Source organism: Thermobispora bispora DSM 43833 (genome assembly GCF_000092645.1).
Lineage (GTDB): Bacteria > Actinomycetota > Actinomycetes > Streptosporangiales > Streptosporangiaceae > Thermobispora > Thermobispora bispora.
The window spans coordinates 1,289,092-1,307,807 of the sequence record NC_014165.1 but is presented as its reverse complement, the minus strand read 5'-3'; the positions used below and the strand labels follow the sequence as shown (position 1 = coordinate 1,307,807).

Below are 18,716 nucleotides of genomic sequence, written 5' to 3'. Positions count from 1 at the left end.
CGCCGGGAGGGCGCTCATCGCGGAGCCCGTCCCCGGGCCACCACGGCCAGCCGGCCTCCGGAGGCCGTGACCGCGATGTCCCCGCCGACGTCGGTCCGGTAGACGCGCATGCCGAGCAGCCGGAGCCGGAGCAGCGTCCCGGGCGCCGGGTGGCCGTAGCCGTTCTCCGCTCCCACGCTGATCAGCGCGACCCGTGCCCGGGTGGCGGCGAGGAAGGCGGGATCCTGCCGGTACGACCCGTGGTGGGCGACCTTGAGCACGTCGACCGCGGGCACTCCCCGGCGCAGCAGCTCGGCCTGCGCCTCGGTCTCGATGTCCCCGGTGAGCAGGGCCGACCCCAGCGGCTCGCCGGCCGTGCCCAGCCAGCGCGCGAGCAGGACGACGCTCGCGTTGTTGACCGCGGCCTCCTCCCCCGGACCCGCCCGCACCGGCCCGGCCGCCGGCGCCAGCACGGTGATCTCCGTGGCGCCGAACCGCCATCGGGTGCCGGGCGGCACGACCCACTCGGGGATGCGGTGGGCCCGCAGCTCCCGGGAGACGCGGCCGGCCTCGCTCCGCGCGGGACGGCCGGGGCCGACCACCACCGCCCCGACGGACCGGCCGCGCAGCACCCCGGCCAGCCCGCCCACGTGGTCGAGGTGAGGGTGGGTGAGCACCACCAGCGGCACCCGGCGGATCCCGAGGTCGCGCAGGCAGCGGCCGGCCCGGGCGGGATCCGGCCCCGTGTCGACCACCACCCCGGCCCCGGGACCGGCCGACAGCACGACGGCGTCGCCCTGGCCGACGTCGCAGGCGACCAGGAGCCAGCCGGGCGGCGGCCACGGTGCGGCCACCGGGCGGACGGCGAGCACCGCGAGCAGGGCTCCGGCGGCGAGCGCGATCGCGATCCGCCGGAGCACGCGCCTGCGCAGCACGGCCCAGGCCAGGAGTGCGGCCACGGCCAGGAGCGCCAGCCCGGGCGGCCCGCCGGGCCACGCGATGGTGGCGAACGGGACGGCCGCGGCCCGTTCCGCCACGGCGATGATCCAGCCGACCGCGAGCCCGGCCGGGCGGACCACGAGTTGAGCCAGCGGCATGCTCACCGGGGCCACGGCGGCGGCGGTGAACCCCAGCACGGTCGCGGGCGCCACCGCGGGGTCCGCCAGCAGGTTGGCGGGGATCGCGACCGGTTCGAGCCCGCCGGCCATGAGCACCAGCACGGGCGTGACGCCCGCCTGGGCCGCGGCCGGCACGGCGATCGCCTCCGCGGCGAACGGCGGCAGCCGCCGGGCGAGCCGGTCACGCCACCGGGGTGCGAGGAGCAGGATGCCCGCGGTCGCGCAGACCGAGAGCGCGAAGCCGTACTCCCTGGCCAGCCCCGGGTCGAAGAGGATCAGCCCGAACACGGCGGCGCAGAGGGCGGTGACCCCGTCGCGCACCCGGCCGGTGCCGAGCGCTAGGGCGGCGACCAAGCCCATGGCCAGGGCGCGGAGCACGCTCGGCGATGGCCGCGCCACCACGGCGAACGCGATCATCGCGGCCGCCGCGGCGAGCGCCCTGGCGGGCAGTGGGAGGCCGGCGGCTCTCGCGATCAGGAGCGTGGCACCGGCGACGATGCTGAGGTTGGCCCCGGAGACCGCGGTGAGGTGGCTCAGCCCGGCGGTTCTCATGTCCTGGGCCACCTGCTCGTCCATCCGGGACACGTCGCCGACCACGAGCGCGGGCAGCAGCCCGCGCTGCTCGGGCGGGAGGACATCGCATGCCTCGCGCAGGCCGGCGCGCAGGGCTGCCGCGACCCGCTGGACGGGCGAGGGGCCCGTGACCGGCTCGGGCGGCCCGCGGACCAGCATGACGGCGGCGAGCAGCTCGCCCGGCTCAGCGGGCACCAGCCGCCCGTGCACCTTGATCCGCTGGCTGGGCAGCAGACCGGCCCATCCCGGGCCGGAGCCGAGCAGCAGGACCGGCACGCCGGTGCGGACCCGCTCGGCGGGGGAGGACACCGAGACCATGCGGCCGTGGACGGCCGCCCGCTCCCGCAGGAACGCCCCCGTGCGGGCCGGCCGGATCCGCGGGTCATCGGTGAGCACCACCTCGGCGGTGACCGTGGCCTCGGCCGCGGCCAGCTCGGCCACGGGGCCGCTGCGCACCGCGCCGACCCGCGCCGCCGTCACCGCCGCGGTGGCCGCGATGGCGGCGAGGACCGCGAGCGCGGCCCGTGCGACCGGCGCCGGATCCCCGGGAACGTCACGTGGGCACGGTGGGACCGCCGAGGCGGGGCGGGTCGCGACGGCGCGGCCGGTCCCCGTGGGGCCGTGCTGGGACGGGCGGGGCCGCGCCGCCCGGGCGGGCGCCCGGCGACGCCGGCGCGGCACGAGCCACGCCGCGATCATCGCGGCGGCAGCGGCGGCCGCCACCGCCACGGCCGCTCCCGCCGCCGGTGGGCTGCCGAGCAGCACGAGCGCGGTCAGCCAGGATGAGACCGCCGGGCCGGCCAAGGGCACGGCCAGGGACGCGGCCGGGACGAGGACCGAGGAGGCCGCCGGGAGGGCTGCCGGGGACGCGGCCAGAGGGACGCGCTGGGACACGGCCAGAGGGGCGGTCTGGGACGCGGTCATGGGCGGGGACGGTGATGCTGCCGGGGGCATGTCCGGGAGTGCCGCCCGGGGTGCCGGTGGAAGCACGTCGGCCCGCGCCGAGGCCCGGTCAGGCCGGAGGGGCGCGTCCCCGCCGGGTTCGCCGGCCCTCACACCGACACCTTGTCCCGCAGCCGGGCGAACCGCTGGCCGCCGATTCCGGGCACGTCCTTGAGCTGGTCGACGCTCTGGAAGCCGCCGTGCGCGGTGCGGTACTCGATGATGCGCTGCGCCAGCACCTCACCGACCCCCGGCAGCGCGGTGAGCTGCTCGGCGGTCGCGGTGTTGAGGTTCACCATCGGGCCCGGCGGTGATCCGCCCGGCACCGGTGGCGCGAGCGCACCCGGTGGCGTGGGCGCGCCCGGTGGCGCACCGCCGACCACGATCTGCTCCCCGTCCACGAGCCGGCGGGCGAGGTTGATCGGGCCGGGATCCGCGCCCTTCCGCACCCCGCCGGCCGCGTCGATCGCGTCGGCCACGCGGGAGCCGGCGGCGAGGGTGAGCACGCCGGGACGGCGGACCTTGCCGGTCACGTGGACCACCACCAGGGCGGTCGGCGTGGGCGAGCCGGCCGCCTCCGTGGCCGCCGGCCCGCCGGAGGCGACAGGGACCGGCGGGGGGATCGGCTCGGCCACCGGCCTCGATCGCCAGACGAAGACCGCGGTGATCAGCGCGGCCAGCACCCCGGCCGCGATCAACGCGCGCAGGCCCGGGCTCCCGGGGTCGAGCCGCGGCAGGGAACGGCCGAGCGCCGCGCGCACTCCCGTGGGCCGCGCGCCCGGCCACCCCGGCGCCGGGACGGGCTCATCGTGCCGCTCCGGCTCCGCGCTCCGGGTGCCCGGCCCGGGGAGCGCGCCGAACGACGGCGGCGGCCCCGGCACGGTGGGCGCCGAGCGGAGCCGGGCGGAGGGCGGAGCCGTGGGACCGGGGACGGACGCGGCGGGCGCCCCGGGGCCGGGAACGGACGCAGCCGGCGCCCCGGGGCCGGGAACGGACGCGGCGGGAGCCGTGGAGCCGGAAACGGACGCGATGGCGGCCGTGGGGTCGGGCGGGAGCACGGTGTGAGCCGCCGCGTGAGCAGCCGCGTCCGCCGGGCGCATCAGCCCGTGGAGGCGGGCGGTCGCGGCATCATCGGGGAGAAGACCGGTGCCCGGCAGGAGCTTCCTTCGCATGGGGGCGACGGTAGGCGGCCGGAGTGGACGGCCCCGCCGCCGAGAGCGGTTCTGTGGACGACCGCGCCGGATCGCCGGCCCCCGTGCGCCGCTCGCCCGGCCGGGCGGCGGGCGCCACAGCCTCACCCGGCGAGCGCGCCCCAGTCGCGGCGCGCGGCTCACCCGATCGCCAAGAGGTACGGCCGGCCGCGGCCATGGCGCACGGCGGGTCAGGTCATGAACCGTGGCAGGTGACGGTCATCAGCCATGGCAGGTGACGGTCATGGAACCGTGCGCCACGTGATGACCATGCGCCGCGCTGATGAAGCGCCGAGGAAGCGAGGAAGGCCGCGGTGCTGGAGCACGGGCCGGCCGAGCCCGGACGGCACGAGCGGCCGGCTCATGCGCTCGGCAGAGTCCCCGGCGAAGGCGAGAGTCGTACGGTCATCGGGCGTGCCGTACCGGACGCCCGCGGCCGATCGGCCGGTCACTGCACCGGCACGCCGCCGCGCCAGACACGGCGGGGCTTGAGCCCGAAGGACCAGGCGAAGGCGCCCTCGTGGTCGGCGTCCCACTGCACGATGTCGGCGAGCCGGTTCGGGGCGAGGATGCCGCGGTCCTCCAGCTTGAGCACCTGAGCCGCGTGCAGGGTGGCCGCGCGGAGCGCGTCGCCGACGCTCATCCCGAACGCCGCCACCGCGAGACTGATCACCAGGGACATGGAGGTGATGCCGCAGTGGCCGGGATTGTGGTCGCTGCCCAGGGCCACCGGGATCCCCTTGGCGATCATCCGGCGCACCGGCGGGAGGTGCCCCGACTGCAGCGCTGTGGCCGGGCAGACCACGGCGGGGATGCCGTACCGCGACATCATCTCGATGTCCTCGTCGGTGACCTTGTGGATGAGGTCGGCGGCGCACTGCATCTCGGCCGCGACCTGGAGCGCCCGGGGCACGGCCGTCCCGCCGACGTGGAGGCGGGGCGTCAGGCCCACGTTGCGGCCGGCCGCGAGGATCCAGCGCGCGTCCTCTGGGGTGAAGTGACCGTCGTGGCAGTAAACGTCGACGCTGTCCGCCCCGGCCGCGGCGGCGTCGGTGCACCAGCCGGCGACGGCCTCGACATAGTCGTGCTGCCTGCCGAAGTACTCGGGCGGCACCACGTGGGCGGCGAGAAAGGTGACGTGGACCCGCGGCATCATCGGATCCTTCTCCAGGTCCCGGAGGAGCCGCACCGAGGCGAGCTCGCCGTCGCGGGTCAGGTGGAAGCCGGTCTTCGCCTCGACGGTGGTGGTGCCGCTCAGGAGCCAATCCCGGAGCCGCTCGCGCACCCCGTTGCACAGGGTCCACGGGTCGGTACCACGGGTGACGGTGATGGTGGAGTTGATGCCGCCGCCCGCCGCCGCGATCGCCGCCGCGCTGGAGCCGCCGGAGCGCATCGCCAGCTCGGCGTACCGGTTGCCCGCATAGACGGGGTGGGTGTGCGCGTCGATGAGGCCGGGCGTCACCAGCGCCCCGCCCAGGTTCTCGACGTGATCGACGTCGACGATGTCGTCGACGACGCCGGGAACGCTCTGCGGAAGGTCGGCGGCTCGTCCGACCCAGGCGATGCGGTCGTTGTGGACCAGGATCGCGGCGTTGCCGAAGATTTCGTGGCCGGTCCACAGGCGACCGATGTTGGTGAGGAGGCGAACGGTCATCCGACCACCTACCTGGCATCCCCGGACACCGAATGGACCCGGTCCGCGGGGGTCGCGGGGCCCGTTCGCTGTCCGGCCGTCATGGGGGTCTCCTGCCTCATCGCACCGGTTCTCTGGGATGACCCTGGCGCCGGGGGCGGGCGCGCGGGAGACCGCGAACCTGGGGCGATTCAGTTTTAGGTCACGTTATTTCACAAGCATGCCTGCTGTACAGCATTATCAAAAAGAACGCGATCCGCACAGCGATCGCGTGCCGCGTAAGGCGACCATTCCGCCGAAACCACTCACAGAACGCCCGTGCGGTGCGAAATGAGTACCGCTCCCCTCGGTCCGGCGATGGCCGCTGCTATATCGTTACCCGCCTCTTAACCTACCGTTAGACTCGGCCAATCCTAGCAAGCGCATCGGCGGCGGTCACGACCCGCCGGCGGGTCACATTCCATACGCCCGCTCCAGGGCCCGCTCGGGACGGAGCGGGTCGCGGGCGGTACCGCGGCAGGGCCCGGCACCGCGGGCGGCGAACCGCGCCGCCCGCGGATCAGACGGTCTCGACGGGCTTGGCCACCCGGTCGAGCTCGGCGTACAGGTCCGGCCTGACCCGGGCGTGCAGGATCGTGCCCTCGGGGGTGTGGTCCAGCGACAGCACCGTGCCCTCGGTGTGCGCCCGCGAGATCAGGTCACCCCGCTCGTACGGCACCAGCACCCGTACCTCGCGATCCGGCTCGGGCAGCTCCCGCGCGATCGCCTCGAGGAGCCGGTCGATGCCCTCCCCGGTCCGCGCGGACACGACGACGCTGTGCCGTTCCTTGGCGGAGAGCCGGGCGAGCACGACCGGGTCGGCGATGTCCGCCTTGTTGATCACGATGATCTCGGGGATGTCCAGGGCGCCCTCGATCTCGGCGAACACCTTGCGCACCGCCGCGATCTGGGACTCCGGATCGGGGTGCGAGCCGTCGACCACGTGCAGGATCAGGTCGGCGTCGGCGACCTCCTCCAGCGTGGAGCGGAAGGCCTCGACGAGCTGGTGGGGCAGGTGCCGGACGAAGCCGACCGTGTCCGCGAGGGTGAAGACCCGGCCGTCCGGGGTGCGCGCCCGGCGCACGGTGGGGTCGAGCGTGGCGAAGAGCGCGTCCTCGACGAGCACGCCCGCCCCGGTGAGCCGGTTGAGCAGGGACGACTTGCCGGCGTTGGTGTACCCGGCGATGGCCACGGCGGGCACGTCGCGGTTCTGCCGGCGCCGGCGCTTGGTCTGGCGGACGACCGACATCTCCTTGATCTGCTTGCGGAGCTTGGCCATCCGCTCGCGGATCCGCCGCCGGTCCAGCTCGATCTTGGTCTCACCGGGACCGCGGCCGCCGATGCCCACGCCGCCGGCGGCCCGGCCGCCGACCTGGCGGGACAGGTTGCCACCCCAGCCTCGGAGCCGGGGCAGCAGGTACTCGAGCTGGGCGAGCTCGACCTGGGCCTTGCCCTCGCGGCTCTTGGCGTGCTGGGCGAAGATGTCGAGGATCAGCGCGGTCCGGTCGACGACCTTGACCTTGACGATCTCCTCGAGCCGGCGGAGCTGGCCCGGGGTGAGCTCGCCGTCACAGATCACGGTGTCGGCACCGGTGGCCGCCACGATGTCGGCCAGCTCCTGAGCCTTACCCGAGCCGATGTACGTGGCGGGGTCGGGCCGGTCACGGCGCTGGATCAGACCGTCGAGGACGACGGAGCCCGCGGTCTCGGCGAGGAGCTTGAGCTCGCGCAGCGAGTTCTCCGCCTCCTCGAGCGTGCCGCTCGTCCATACCCCGACGAGAACCACCCGTTCCAGACGGAGTTTCCGGTACTCGACCTCGGTGATGTCCTGCAGCTCGGTCGACAGGCCCGCCACCCTGCGGAGGGCCTGGCGCTGCTCGAGTTCGAAATCGCCTACGGTGTGGTCCTCGTACTCGTTTCCCATGAATGTCATCTCTGTTGAGGCGAACAATCCGGCGCCCCGGTCTCTTCCCCGGCGGCATCCGGGTTTACCCCGATCGTCCCACGGTTCTCCCCCGTACCGCATCCCCATATTTCCGCTTGGCGCGAGGCGCCCGTCGCGCCTCCGGCCGTGACCGGCGCGGCCCGTCACCCCGGCCCTGATCCCGGGCTGCTCCGGCCCACTCCCGTGGTCCGCCCCGCGCCGCCGTACCGCCGCGCTGGGCCTCCTCGGCCGCCCGGCCACGGCCGCGGACCCCGTACCGGAAGCCGGTGGCCGGGGCGGCGACCCGGCCGAGGCCCGCGAGGAGGACGTCGCCCACCTCACCGGGCCGCTGCTCCATGCCGGTCAGGACGACCGGGCCGTACGGCCCGCCGCCCGGCGCGCCACCGCCGGCGCCCGGCCCCGCCGCCGGGCGAGCCCGCGCGCCCACGCCCCGGACCCGCGGCGTACGGCATGGCCTGCCGCGCGATGGCGCACCTCGCGCCTCACGACCCGGCCCCGGGGATTCCTCCTGCCCCGGGACCCGTACGGCACCGCAGGTCATCGCCGCCCGCCCCGGCGCCCGAGCCCGGTCCGCGCCCGCCCGGCGGGACCCCGCGTTGACCCCCGTTCCGGCTCTGCAGTAGCGTCGATTCCACAATTTAGAAGTGAATTTCCCGATCGTGGAAAGGTGTCCCCATGAGCGTTGAGATCAAGGCACCTATGCACGAGGGGTTCGACGAGATCCTCACGCCGAAGGCCCTCGAGTTCGTCGCCACCCTGCACCGCGAGTTCAACCCCGAGCGCAAGCGGCTCCTCCGGCTCCGCCAGGAGCGCCAGGCCGAGCTCTCGGCGGGCGGCACGCTCCGCTTCCTTCCCGAGACCGAGCACATCCGCAACGACCCCGACTGGCGGGTCGCCCCGCCCGCGCCGGGCCTGGTCGACCGGCGGGTGGAGATCACCGGCCCGGTCGACCGGAAGATGACCATCAACGCGCTCAACTCCGGCGCAAAGGTCTGGCTCGCCGACTTCGAGGACGCCAACACCCCCACCTGGGAGAACACGATCAGGGGCCAGATCAACCTGCGTGACGCGCTCGACCGGACGATCGACTTCTCGATCGGCGAGAAGCGCTACGCGCTCAAGCCCGACGAGGAGCTCGCCACGATCGTGGTCCGGCCGCGCGGCTGGCACCTGCCCGAGAAGCACGTGCTGGTCGACGGCGAGGAGATCTCCGGCTCGCTGTTCGACTTCGGCCTCTACTTCTTCCACTGCGCCAAGCGGCAGATCGACAAGGGCAAGGGCCCGTACTTCTACCTGCCGAAGCTGGAGTCGCACCTTGAGGCGCGGCTGTGGAACGACGTGTTCGTCCGCGCCCAGGAGCTGCTCGGCATCCCGCGCGGCACGATCCGGGCGACCGTGCTGATCGAGACCATCACGGCCGCCTTCGAGATGGAGGAGATCCTCTACGAGCTGCGCGAGCACTCGGCGGGGCTCAACGCCGGCCGATGGGACTACCTGTTCAGCGTGATCAAGAAGTTCCGCACCCGCGGCCGGGAGTTCCTGCTGCCGGAGCGGAACGCGGTGACCATGACCGCGCCGTTCATGCGGGCCTACACCGAGCTGCTCGTCCGCACCTGCCACAAGCGCGGCGCTCACGCGATCGGCGGCATGGCCGCGTTCATCCCGAACCGCCGCGACCCGGAGATCAACCGGGTCGCCCTGGAGAAGGTGCGGGCCGACAAGCAGCGCGAGTCCAACGACGGCTTCGACGGCTCGTGGGTGGCCCACCCCGACCTGGTCCCGGTCTGCCGCGAGGTGTTCGACCAGGTGCTCGGCGACCGGCCGAACCAGCTCGACCGGCTGCGCGAGGACGTCAGCGTCACCGCGGAGGACCTCCTCGCCGTGTCGAAGACGCCGGGGCAGATCACCGAGGCCGGGCTGCGCAACAACGTCGACGTCGGGATCCGCTACCTCGCCGCCTGGATGGGCGGGCAGGGCGCGGCCGCCATCCACAACCTGATGGAGGACGCGGCCACCGCCGAGATCTGCCGGTCGCAGGTCTGGCAGTGGATCCACAACGACGTCGACCTCGCCGACACCGGCGAGCGGGTGACCCGCGAGCTCGTCGAGCGGGTCATCGAGGAGGAGCTCGCCAAGATCGCCCAGGAGCCCGGCTACGACGCCGACCTCTACGCCAAGGCGACCGAGCTGTTCAAGGAGGTCGCCCTTGACGACGACTTCGTCGAGTTCCTTACGCTCCCGGCATACGCCCGCCTGCCGTAGAAAGGAGAGTGTGACGACCAGGTGAGGAGGTGTGCCCGCCATGTCCGCACTCGAACGGCTGACGGCACGGCTGACCGAGGTGCTCCCGCCGGGCGCGGTCATCACCGACCCCGTTCGGTTGCGGACCTACGAGTGTGACGGGCTCACCATCCACCGCGCCACCCCGGGGGTCGTCGTGCTGCCGGAGACGACGGAGCAGGTGGCCGAGGTGGTGCGGCTGTGCCACCGGTCGGGCGTTCCCTTCGTGGCCCGCGGCTCGGGGACCGGGCTGTCCGGCGGAGCCCTTCCCCGGGCCGACGGGATCCTCGTCGTCACGTCGCGGATGCGGCGCATCCTGAAGATCGACATCCCGAACCGGCTCGCCGTGGTCGAGCCCGGGGTCACCAACCTGGCGATCACCGAGGCGGTCCGGGACCAGGGGTACTACTACGCCCCCGACCCCTCCAGCCAGCAGGTCTGCTCGATCGGCGGGAACGTCGCCGAGAACTCCGGCGGCGCCCACTGCCTGAAGTACGGCTTCACGGTCAACCACGTGATCGGGCTGGAGATCGTCACCCCCGAGGGGGAGGTCGTGGAGCTGTCCCACCTCGACCCCGGCTACGACCTGATCGGCACGTTCATCGGGTCGGAGGGCACCCTCGGCATCGCCACAAAGATCACCGTACGGCTGTCGCGCGCGCCCGAGGCCGTGACCACCCTGCTCGCGGCGTTCCCCGGGATCGAGAGCGGCGGCCGGGCCGTGTCCGCGATCATCGGCGCCGGGATCGTCCCCGCGGCGATCGAGATGATGGACGCGCTCGCCATCGAGGCCGCCGAGGCCGCGGTCGCCTGCGGCTACCCCCCCGGCGCCGGCGCCGTGCTCATCGTCGAGCTCGACGGCCCGCGGGCCGAGGTGGAGAGCGAGCTCGCCGCGGTGCGGGACCTGTGCCTGTCGTGCGGGGCCTTCGAGATCAGGACCGCGGCGTCGGCCGAGGAGCGGGCGGCGATCTGGAAGGGCCGCAAGTCGGCGTTCGCCGCCGTGGGCCGGATCAGCCCGGCGTACATCGTGCAGGACGGGGTGGTGCCCCGGTCCGCCCTCCCGGAGGTGCTCGCCGCGATCGGCCGGCTCCAGGACGAGTACGGCATCCGGGTGGCGAACGTCTTCCACGCGGGCGACGGGAACCTCCACCCGCTCGTGCTCTTCAACGACGCCGACCCAGGGGAGGCTGAGCGGGCCGAGACGGTGAGCGGGCGGATCCTGGACCTGTGCCTCGAGCACGGCGGCTCGATCACCGGAGAACATGGGGTAGGCGTGGACAAGGCCCGTTACATGCCGCGCATGTTCAGCGAGGACGATCTCGACACCATGCAGCTCGTGCGGTGCGCCTTCGACCCGGCGGGGGTGGCCAACCCCGGGAAGGTCTTCCCCACACCGCGGCTCTGCGGGGAGGCGCCCCGGGTGCACAAGGGCGTGCACCCGCTGGTGGAGTCGGGCCTGGCGGAGCAGTTCTGATGGCCGGGTTCGACGCGTCGGGCGCCCACGCCGACCTGGTCGCCACCGGGGTGGCCGTCCGCGGGGCCGGCCCCGGGGACGCGGTGGCGGGCGTCCTCCCCCGCTGGGTGGCGCTCCCGGAGACCACCGAGGAGCTCGCCGCGGTGCTCCGGGCCGCCGCGCGGCACGGCCTCGCCGTGGTCCCGACCGGCGGCGGCACCAAGCTCCACTGGGGCCGTCCCCCCGAGCGCTGCGACCTGCTGGTCGACACGTGCTGCCTCAACCGGGTGCTGGAGCACGCCGCCGACGACCTGGTGGTCCGGGTCCAGGCCGGGGTGACCCTCGCCTCGCTCGCCGAGGTGCTCGCCGCGAAGGGGCAGCGGCTGATCCTCGACACGCCGATGGAGGGCGCCACGGTCGGCGGGGTGCTCGCCACCGGGGTGGCCGGTCCGCTCGCCTTCCGGTTCGGCGCGCCACGGGACCTGCTCATCGGGGTCACGGTCGTGCTCGCCGACGGCACGGTCGCCAAGTCCGGCGGCAAGGTGGTGAAGAACGTCGCCGGCTACGACCTCGGCAAGCTGTTCACCGGGTCGTACGGCACGCTCGGCGTGATCGCCGAGGCGGCCTTCCGCCTCCACCCCCTGCCCGCCGACCGCCGCTGGGTCACGGCCGTCTACCCCGCGCCGGAGGCGATCGACCTGCGGGTCGCCGCCCACCCGCTCGAACCGGCGGCCGTGGAGCTCGACTGGCCCGGCCCGGAGAGCCCGGTCACGGTCTCCGTCCTCGTCGAGGGCGCGGCGGCGGCCGACCGGGCGAAGCTCGCCCAGGAGCTGCTGGGGCCGGACGCGGAGGTCACCGACGAGCCGCCCGCCTGGTGGGGGCGGCTGCCCGGGGATGACCTGCTGCTCGGCCTGCGCGGGCTGCCCGCCGCCCTGCCCGGCATGCTGCGCGCCCTGGCCTCGGTGGCCGACGGGCTCGGCGTCGCGCCTCGCGTCCGCGGGTCGGCCGGGCGGCCGGACCTGCGGGTGGCGCTGCCGTCCCCGGAGCGGGCCGCGGAGTTCGTCACCGCGGCACGGGAGCGCGTCCGCCCCGCCGGCGGGCGGCTGACCGTGCTGACCGCACCCGCCGGGGTCGCGGTGGATTTCTGGGGCGACGTGCCCGGCCTCCCCCTGATGCGCCGGGTGAAGGAACGGTTCGACCCTGAGCGCCGGCTGTCCCCCGGCCGGTTCGTGGGAGGCATCTGATGGCGCCCCGGGCCGGTGCGGCGCGGGCCGAGCTACTGGAGGACGGCACATGGACCCCCGGCTGATCAGAGACTGCGTGCACTGCGGCTTCTGCCTGCCCACCTGCCCGACTTACGTGCTGTGGGCCGAGGAGATGGACTCGCCGCGCGGGCGGATCCACCTCATGGGCCAGTACCTGGAGGGCACCCCGCTCACCGACGAGATGGCCGGCCACTTCGACGCGTGCCTGGGGTGCCTGGCCTGCGTCACCGCCTGCCCGTCCGGCGTCCGGTACGACCGGCTGATCGAGCGGACCCGGGCGGTGGTGGAGCGGGAGCACGTGCGGCGGCCGGAGGACCGGGCGATCCGGGCGCTGGTCTTCGCGCTCTTCCCCTACCGGCGCAGGCTGCGGGCGATGCGCCTGCCGATGCGGCTGAGCAAGCGGCTGCGGCCGTTCCTCGAGCGGGTGCACCCCGCGCTCGGGGCGATGGCCGAGCTCGCCCCCGGGACCGCCCGCCCGGTACGGCTCCCGCCGTTCGTCCGGGCGCGGGGCCCGGTCCGGGCACGGGTCGGGCTGCTCACCGGTTGCGTGCAGGGCGAGTTCTTCCCGCACGTCAACGCGGCCACCGCGCGGGTGCTCGCGCTCGAGGGCTGCGACGTGGTCATCCCGCCCCGGCAGGGCTGCTGCGGCGCGCTCTCCCTCCACTCCGGCCGCGAGGCGGAGGCGAAGCGGTTCGCCAAGCGGACGATCGCCGTCTTCGAACGGGCCGGGGTCGACACGGTCGTGGTCAACGCGGCCGGGTGCGGCTCGACCATGAAGGAGTACGCCGAGCTGCTCGCCGACGAGCCCGGCTGGGCGGCCCGGGCCGAGGCCCTCCGGGTGAAGGACCTCGCCGAGTTCCTCGCCGAGCTGGGGCCGGTCGCCGAGCGCCACCCGCTCGACCTGTCGGTCGCCTACCACGACGCCTGCCACCTGGCGCACGCCCAGCGGATCCGGTCGCAGCCGCGCGAGCTGCTCCGCGCGATCCCCGGGCTGCGGCTGGTGGAGATCGCGGAGGCGGAGATCTGCTGCGGCTCGGCCGGCACCTACAACCTGTTCCAGCCGGAGGCGGCCCGGGAGCTCGGCGCCCGGAAGGCCGGGCACGTGCTCGCCACCGGTGCCGACCTGCTCGTCTCCGCGAACCCGGGGTGCACCCTGCAGATCGCCGCCGCGGTCCGGCGGGCCGGCAAGGGGCCGCTCAGGGTCGCGCACACCGCCGAGGTGCTCGACGCGTCGCTCCGCGGCAGGCCGGCCGGGAGCCTCGGCCGCGCCACCGGCTGACCGGGAGCGGAGCCCCTCGGCCACCGGCTGACCGGGGAGCGCAGTTCCGGCCACTGGCCGACCGGGGCGCGGCCCGGCCACCGTGCGGCCGGCGCGGGGCGCTGCGGCCGGCGCGGGGCGCGGCGCGGCGACGGCACCCGCCGACGCCGGCCCCGGCGCGCGCACGTCACCGGCCCACGGCCGAGCGGCCCTGCCTCCCGTCCCGGCGACGCCCCCGGTCCCCGGCGGCGCCCCTGTCCGGCCGCGCGGCGGCCGCGCTCAGGAGCACTGCTGCAGCATGGTCTCCTTGTCCGCGGTGGTGACGGGCAGGTCGTACTTGAGCGCCACCTGGGCGAACCGGACCACGTACGCGCAGCGGATCTCCCGGCGCGGCGGCAGCCAGGACGCCGGGCCGGAGTCGCCCTTCCGCGAGTTCGTGGCGCCGTCGACCGGCATGAGGTTGAGCGGGTCGTTGGCGAGCTGCCGGCGCTTCTCGTCACTCCACCGGGACGCGCCCATCTGCCAGGAGTAGGAGAGCGGCACCACGTGGTCGATCTGCACCTCGGCCGCGTTCTGCTTGGTCCACTCGATGGTCTTGCCGGTGTACGGGTCGAACAGGGTCATCGAGATCACCACGCAGTCCGACCCGCTCCGGAACTGCAGCCGCTGGCCGTCCCGCTTCAGCACGTCGTTGCGGGTGTCGCATCCGTTGCGCCCGAACGGGATGCCGTCCACGGAGTCGGCCCAGGCGTACCCGAACTTCTCCCGCTCGTAGCCGGTCTTCGGTCCTCGCCCCTTGGTCCGGAGCCGCTCGATCAGAGCCCGTGCCTCGGCCCGCTCATCGGCCGAGGTGATCGCGGCCAGCCCGGGACGCGTGCCGTCCGGATTCGCCAGCGGGCTGGTGCCGGTCGCCGCCTCGGCGGCCTTCCCGCCCGCCGGGCGGCCGTCGGCGATGTCGAGGCCGTCCGCCGTTCCGCATCCGGTCAGCACGGCCAGCGCAAGGGCCGCGCTCGCGATCAGGGATCGTCTCCCGCCCAATGGCCCCCCTAGGTCTTGGTGATCTTGACCTAGGTATCTATAGCAAAGGCAAATAAGCGGGAGAAATCACCCCGGTCGTCAGGGTGTGGCCCCGCCCGGGCGCGTCGAGATCACCGGGCCGGAAGCCCGGGACGCCGGGTGGGCGGGCACAGCGGGTACGCGGGCACAGCGGGCAGCGCAACGCGCTCATGGCCTCCGGCGAGGCTCCGGCCGGGCCGGTTCCACGGGCCCACCGCTCAGGACGGGAGCCAGGACTGCCAGACGACCTTGTTCGCCTCGATCCACTTCCGCGCCGCGTCGTCGGCGGACATGTTGTTCACCGCCATGTCGTACGCGACCGCGCTCTGGTCCTCGTTGGTCCAGGTGAAGTTCTTGATGAGCTCGTAGGCCTTGCCGCCGTTCTCCGCGAACCGCGCGCTGACGATCTTGTCCAGCAGGTACGGCGGGTAGTCGCAGGCCACCCGCTCCGGATCCTTGTCACAGCCCAGGGCGTACGGCGGGAGGTTGACCTTGACGAGCTTGAGCTGCTTGAAGAGCCACTGCGGCTCGTAGAAGTACATGAGGAGCGGGCTCCGGTTCTGGGTCGCCTTCCGGGCCGCCTCGATCAGCTCGCCCTCGCCCTTGGTGTAGACGACCTTGAACGGCAGCTTGAGGTTCCTGATCAGCGCCTCGTCGTGGCTCACGAACGAGGGATCCCCGGCGAGGAGCTGCCCCAGGTTCCCGCTCTTCTCGGTCCGGAACAGCCGGTAGTGCTCGATCAGCCCCTGGTAGGTGGTGAGCTCGGGGTACCGCTGCGCCATCCACTCGGGCACGTACCAGCCGATCACCCCGCGGTTGCCGGTCGGCCCGGCGCTGACCGCCACCTTCTTCTGGTCGATGTACTCCCGCTTCAGGTCCTGGTGGCCCCAGTTCTCGATGATCACATCGACGGTGCCGTCCTCGAAGCCCTTCCAGGACTCGGCCTCCGTCCCCCGCACGTACTCGACCTTGTAGCCGAGCTCGCGCTTGAGCAGGTAGGCGACCACCGCGGCGCTGGCCTCATAGCCGATCCAGGGGTGGAGGGCGATCCGCACGGTCCGGGCGCCCTCCGGTGACGGCGTGCCGGCGCCCTCCGGTTCGCCATCCCCGCTGCAGGCGGTCAGGAGCAGCGCGGACGCGAGCACTGCGGCTAAGAGACGGACCCTCTTCATCTGACCCCAGCCTGATGTCGCACGGCCTGCGCGATCTCATGACAGGAAACGGCCGGCGCGGACGGCACGGCCACGGCCGGGCGGTGACGCCGGCGGACATCGGCAGAGTATTCCATACCGGAGCGCGGCCGGGCGCCGCTCGCGATGGAGCGCCCGGCTCATCCGGGTTCATCCGGGCACCGGGACTCGCGGGCACCGCCGCCCCGTGGGGGCGGCGCGGGGTTCCGCGTCCCGCCCACGCCGGGACCCTGCATTCCCGTGCCCGGCCGTGCCACGGGCGCGCCACGGCGGAGGAGCAGGCCGCGGCGCGGCCCGGGCGGCGGCACCGGGGGCCGGGTCACGGCACGGTGATCACCGCGCGGCTGGCCCGGGAGGCCGCGCTCCGGGCGAACCCGCGAGGCCGTGCGCCGCGACGCGAGCCTCAGAGGCCGTACTCCTTGACGATGTTCTCGTGCCGCTCGACCTCGATGCCGACCTCCCGGGCGAGGTCGAGCCAGGCGAGCGGGTGCGCCCACTGCTCGGTCACGTCGTCGAGCACGGCGTCGAGCTGCGCCGGGGTGACGTTCGGCGGGATCGCCACCCACCCGAACACCCCGGGGATCCGCTCCCCGGTCGCCGGGTTGCGGACCGTGTAGCTCTCGTCGCTGTAGACCCACATCGGCCAGCCGCGCTCGGCGAGGACCTGGTTGAACTCGGCCCACTCCTCCTCGGTGGGCCTGGCGCCGTCGAAGAACCAGCTCGTGTAGCCGCCTGGGCGCAGCATCGTGATCCCGGCGAACGGCGGGAGGAACCCCTCCCGCTCCTCCTCGCTCTCCGGGATCGGCTCCAGCGGCCGCGGGTCGAAGACGATCACGTCCCCCGCGTTGTACTCCATGCCCTTGGGCTGCGGGATGAGCAGCCGGGCGGTGGCCGGCCCGGTCCGCAGGGCGAGCACCTCCTGCCGGCCGCCGTCCGGGGTGGGGAGCACGGCCCGGATCAGGTGCCACTCCTCGTCGATCGGGCCTTCCTGCGTCTTGAACTGCATGCCGAGCTTCGTCCCGGCGGCCCGGACGGACGCCCAGTCCTCGGCCATGGTGCAGAGCACGACGATCCGCCAGAGGTCGTCCTCGGTGGCCTGCGGGGAGTCGAGGAGCGGCCGGAGGATCTCGGCGGCCTTGGCGTTGCCGCCGAGCTGCTGCACCGCCGCGGACCACAGGCGGCGGCCCTCCACGGCGTCCCCGGCGGAGACGGCGCGCTCCGCGGCGGCCGCCGCGTCCGCCCAGCGCTCGCGCGCCCGGTACAGGCGGGCACGGGTCAGGTAGGCGAGCCGTTCGGGGAGCAGGCCGGCGAGCCGCTCGACCCGATCGTCCTGACCGGCCTGGATCAGCAGCCCGGTGAGGTTGGCGACGTCCTCCTCGTCGGCCGCGGCCGGGTCGCCGTCCTCCACCACCGGCTTCCAGTACAGGTCCGCGGCCGTGGCCGGGTAGCCGAGGAAGCCCAGCGCGCTGGTGTGCCGGCGGGTGGCGGGGAGGTCGGTCCCGGAGAGCGGCCAGAGCCAGGCGCCCCAGCGCTCGGGGTCGGCGTTCTGGCCCCGGTCGGCGGCGTCGAAGTACTGGACCAGCTCGTCGCGCGGGCCCGGGGGCGCGGGTTCGGTGACCTGCTCGGCGGCGGCGCGCAGCTCGGCCACCCGCTTCTCCAGGCCGTCGCGGGCGGTGAGCTCGGGGATCGCCGCCTCGGCGTAGTCGGCGAGCAGCCGGGCCTGCCAGGCGATCTGCCGGCCGATGGCAAGGTGGCCGGCGATCAGCGCCAGCTCGAACCGTGCGCGGTGGCCGCCGGTCTGCTCGAAGTACAGCATCCACTGGCGCAGCACCCGGCCGAGCTGCCAGGTGTTGGCGATGGCGCCGCGCTCGACGAGCCGCACGACCGCGTGGGCCCAGTCCACCCACTCGCGCGGGTGCTCGCCCACCACGTCGAGGTCGGGGAGCGCGTCGTACGCCTCGGGGATCCGGTCGGCGGCGATCAGGATCTGGGTCTTGAGCAGGGCCTCCCGGCGGTCCTTCGCGACCGGGTCGTCCGGCTTGAAACCGGTCGCCGACTCGAGGACGGAGAGCGCCTGATCGGCGCGGCCGTCGGCGAGCAGCGCGCGGGCGTGGGCCGCGGCCAGCTCCCAGCTCGGCTGCCGCCCGGCGTCGCGGAGCCGCCCGAGCGCCGACTCGGCGTAGACGACCGCCTCGCCCGGCTTCCCGTCGTCGAGGAGCGCGGCGACGTATTGCGTGGCCAGGCCTGAGTAGGCCGGCGACTCCGGCCCCACCCCCTCGAGGGCCGAGTTGAGCAGCGCCAGCCGCTCGGTGGCGAACCCTGGACCGTCGGTGTTCGCCATCGCCATCGCCAGGACCTCGGCGGCGGCCGGCGCCGACGGGCAGTCACGGACGTCGTCCCGCCGGGCGAACTCGGCGAGGGCGCGGGCGTCGCCCAGCGCGATCGCGCCGTTGGCCCGGTCCCCCACCCGGCCGATCAGATGCCAGTAGCGCGCGAAGAGCTCCAGCCACGGCTTGCCGAGGGTCTTTGCCTGCTCCGCGATCGCGGGGGCGACGACGTCGAGCTGAGCGTAGCGGCCCTCCAGCGCCTGCGCGGGTACGTCGGCCAGAACGACGGCGAGCTGCGTGTTTCCGGATTCGTGCAGTTCACGCTGGGCGCCACCGACCCAGGCCCAGATGTCCACGTCCATGGGCAGCCAGTCTGCCAGGTCGGGGAGCATGACCCAAACAGCGGCCGGTGCCGCGCCGTGGCCTGTCGCGGTCACGGCCGTACGGCATGGGTCACCGCCGTACGGC

The 18,716-nt window shown here is 74.3% G+C and carries 11 protein-coding genes; 4 read left to right on the top strand and 7 right to left on the bottom strand.

Annotation, left to right across the window (positions count from 1 at the left end; genetic code table 11):
* Window positions 1-14 precede the first annotated feature (14 nt).
* The 4 genes from TBIS_RS05720 to hflX all read right to left on the bottom strand — a co-directional run bounded on the left by TBIS_RS05720 (window position 15) and on the right by hflX (window position 7,398).
* Window positions 15-2,594, bottom strand: a complete 2,580-nt coding sequence (locus tag TBIS_RS05720) for a ComEC/Rec2 family competence protein (protein WP_013131398.1) — start codon at window positions 2,592-2,594, stop codon at window positions 15-17.
* A gap of 128 nt (window positions 2,595-2,722) precedes the next feature.
* Window positions 2,723-3,784 carry a ComEA family DNA-binding protein gene (locus TBIS_RS18550; protein WP_242384315.1) on the bottom strand — a complete coding sequence of 354 codons (1,062 nt, stop codon included), beginning with the start codon at window positions 3,782-3,784 and terminating at the stop codon, window positions 2,723-2,725.
* 466 nt (window positions 3,785-4,250) lie between these two features.
* A complete protein-coding gene (locus TBIS_RS05710) occupies window positions 4,251-5,456 on the bottom strand; it encodes an amidohydrolase family protein (RefSeq protein ID WP_013131396.1) in 1,206 nt (401 codons plus the stop codon).
* Between the two features lie 538 nt (window positions 5,457-5,994).
* The gene (hflX, locus tag TBIS_RS05705; protein WP_241019892.1) at window positions 5,995-7,398 is read right to left on the bottom strand and encodes a GTPase HflX; all 1,404 of its coding nucleotides are present in this window, start codon (window positions 7,396-7,398) and stop codon (window positions 5,995-5,997) included.
* A gap of 696 nt (window positions 7,399-8,094) precedes the next feature.
* Here hflX and aceB point away from each other — a divergent pair.
* Genes aceB through TBIS_RS05685 form a run of 4 tightly spaced genes read left to right on the top strand, consistent with a single transcriptional unit; the run spans window position 8,095 to window position 13,696 of the window.
* Complete coding sequence (gene aceB / locus TBIS_RS05700) at window positions 8,095-9,681, top strand: malate synthase A (protein ID WP_013131394.1); 1,587 nt, start codon at window positions 8,095-8,097, stop codon at window positions 9,679-9,681.
* A 40-nt stretch (window positions 9,682-9,721) separates the two neighbouring features.
* Window positions 9,722-11,173: an FAD-linked oxidase C-terminal domain-containing protein gene (locus TBIS_RS05695; RefSeq protein ID WP_013131393.1), complete on the top strand. Its 1,452-nt coding sequence runs from the start codon at window positions 9,722-9,724 to the stop codon at window positions 11,171-11,173.
* Window positions 11,173-12,396, top strand: coding sequence for an FAD-binding oxidoreductase (locus TBIS_RS05690; protein WP_013131392.1), 1,224 nt, complete (start codon window positions 11,173-11,175; stop codon window positions 12,394-12,396). The genes TBIS_RS05695 and TBIS_RS05690 overlap by 1 nt, the downstream gene beginning before the upstream one ends.
* A gap of 49 nt (window positions 12,397-12,445) precedes the next feature.
* On the top strand, window positions 12,446-13,696 hold the full coding sequence (locus TBIS_RS05685; protein WP_013131391.1) for a (Fe-S)-binding protein: 1,251 nt from the start codon (window positions 12,446-12,448) through the stop codon (window positions 13,694-13,696).
* 258 nt (window positions 13,697-13,954) lie between these two features.
* On the opposite strand, the gene TBIS_RS05680 is transcribed toward TBIS_RS05685, so the two are convergent.
* The 3 genes from TBIS_RS05680 to TBIS_RS05670 form a co-directional block, all read right to left on the bottom strand.
* On the bottom strand, window positions 13,955-14,713 hold the full coding sequence (locus TBIS_RS05680; RefSeq protein WP_013131390.1) for an HNH endonuclease family protein: 759 nt from the start codon (window positions 14,711-14,713) through the stop codon (window positions 13,955-13,957).
* Window positions 14,714-14,949: 236 nt separating this feature from the next.
* Window positions 14,950-15,903, bottom strand: a complete 954-nt coding sequence (locus TBIS_RS05675; protein WP_013131389.1) for an ABC transporter substrate-binding protein — start codon at window positions 15,901-15,903, stop codon at window positions 14,950-14,952.
* 421 nt (window positions 15,904-16,324) lie between these two features.
* On the bottom strand, window positions 16,325-18,685 hold the full coding sequence (locus TBIS_RS05670) for a tetratricopeptide repeat protein (protein WP_242384314.1): 2,361 nt from the start codon (window positions 18,683-18,685) through the stop codon (window positions 16,325-16,327).
* Window positions 18,686-18,716: the final 31 nt, after the last annotated feature.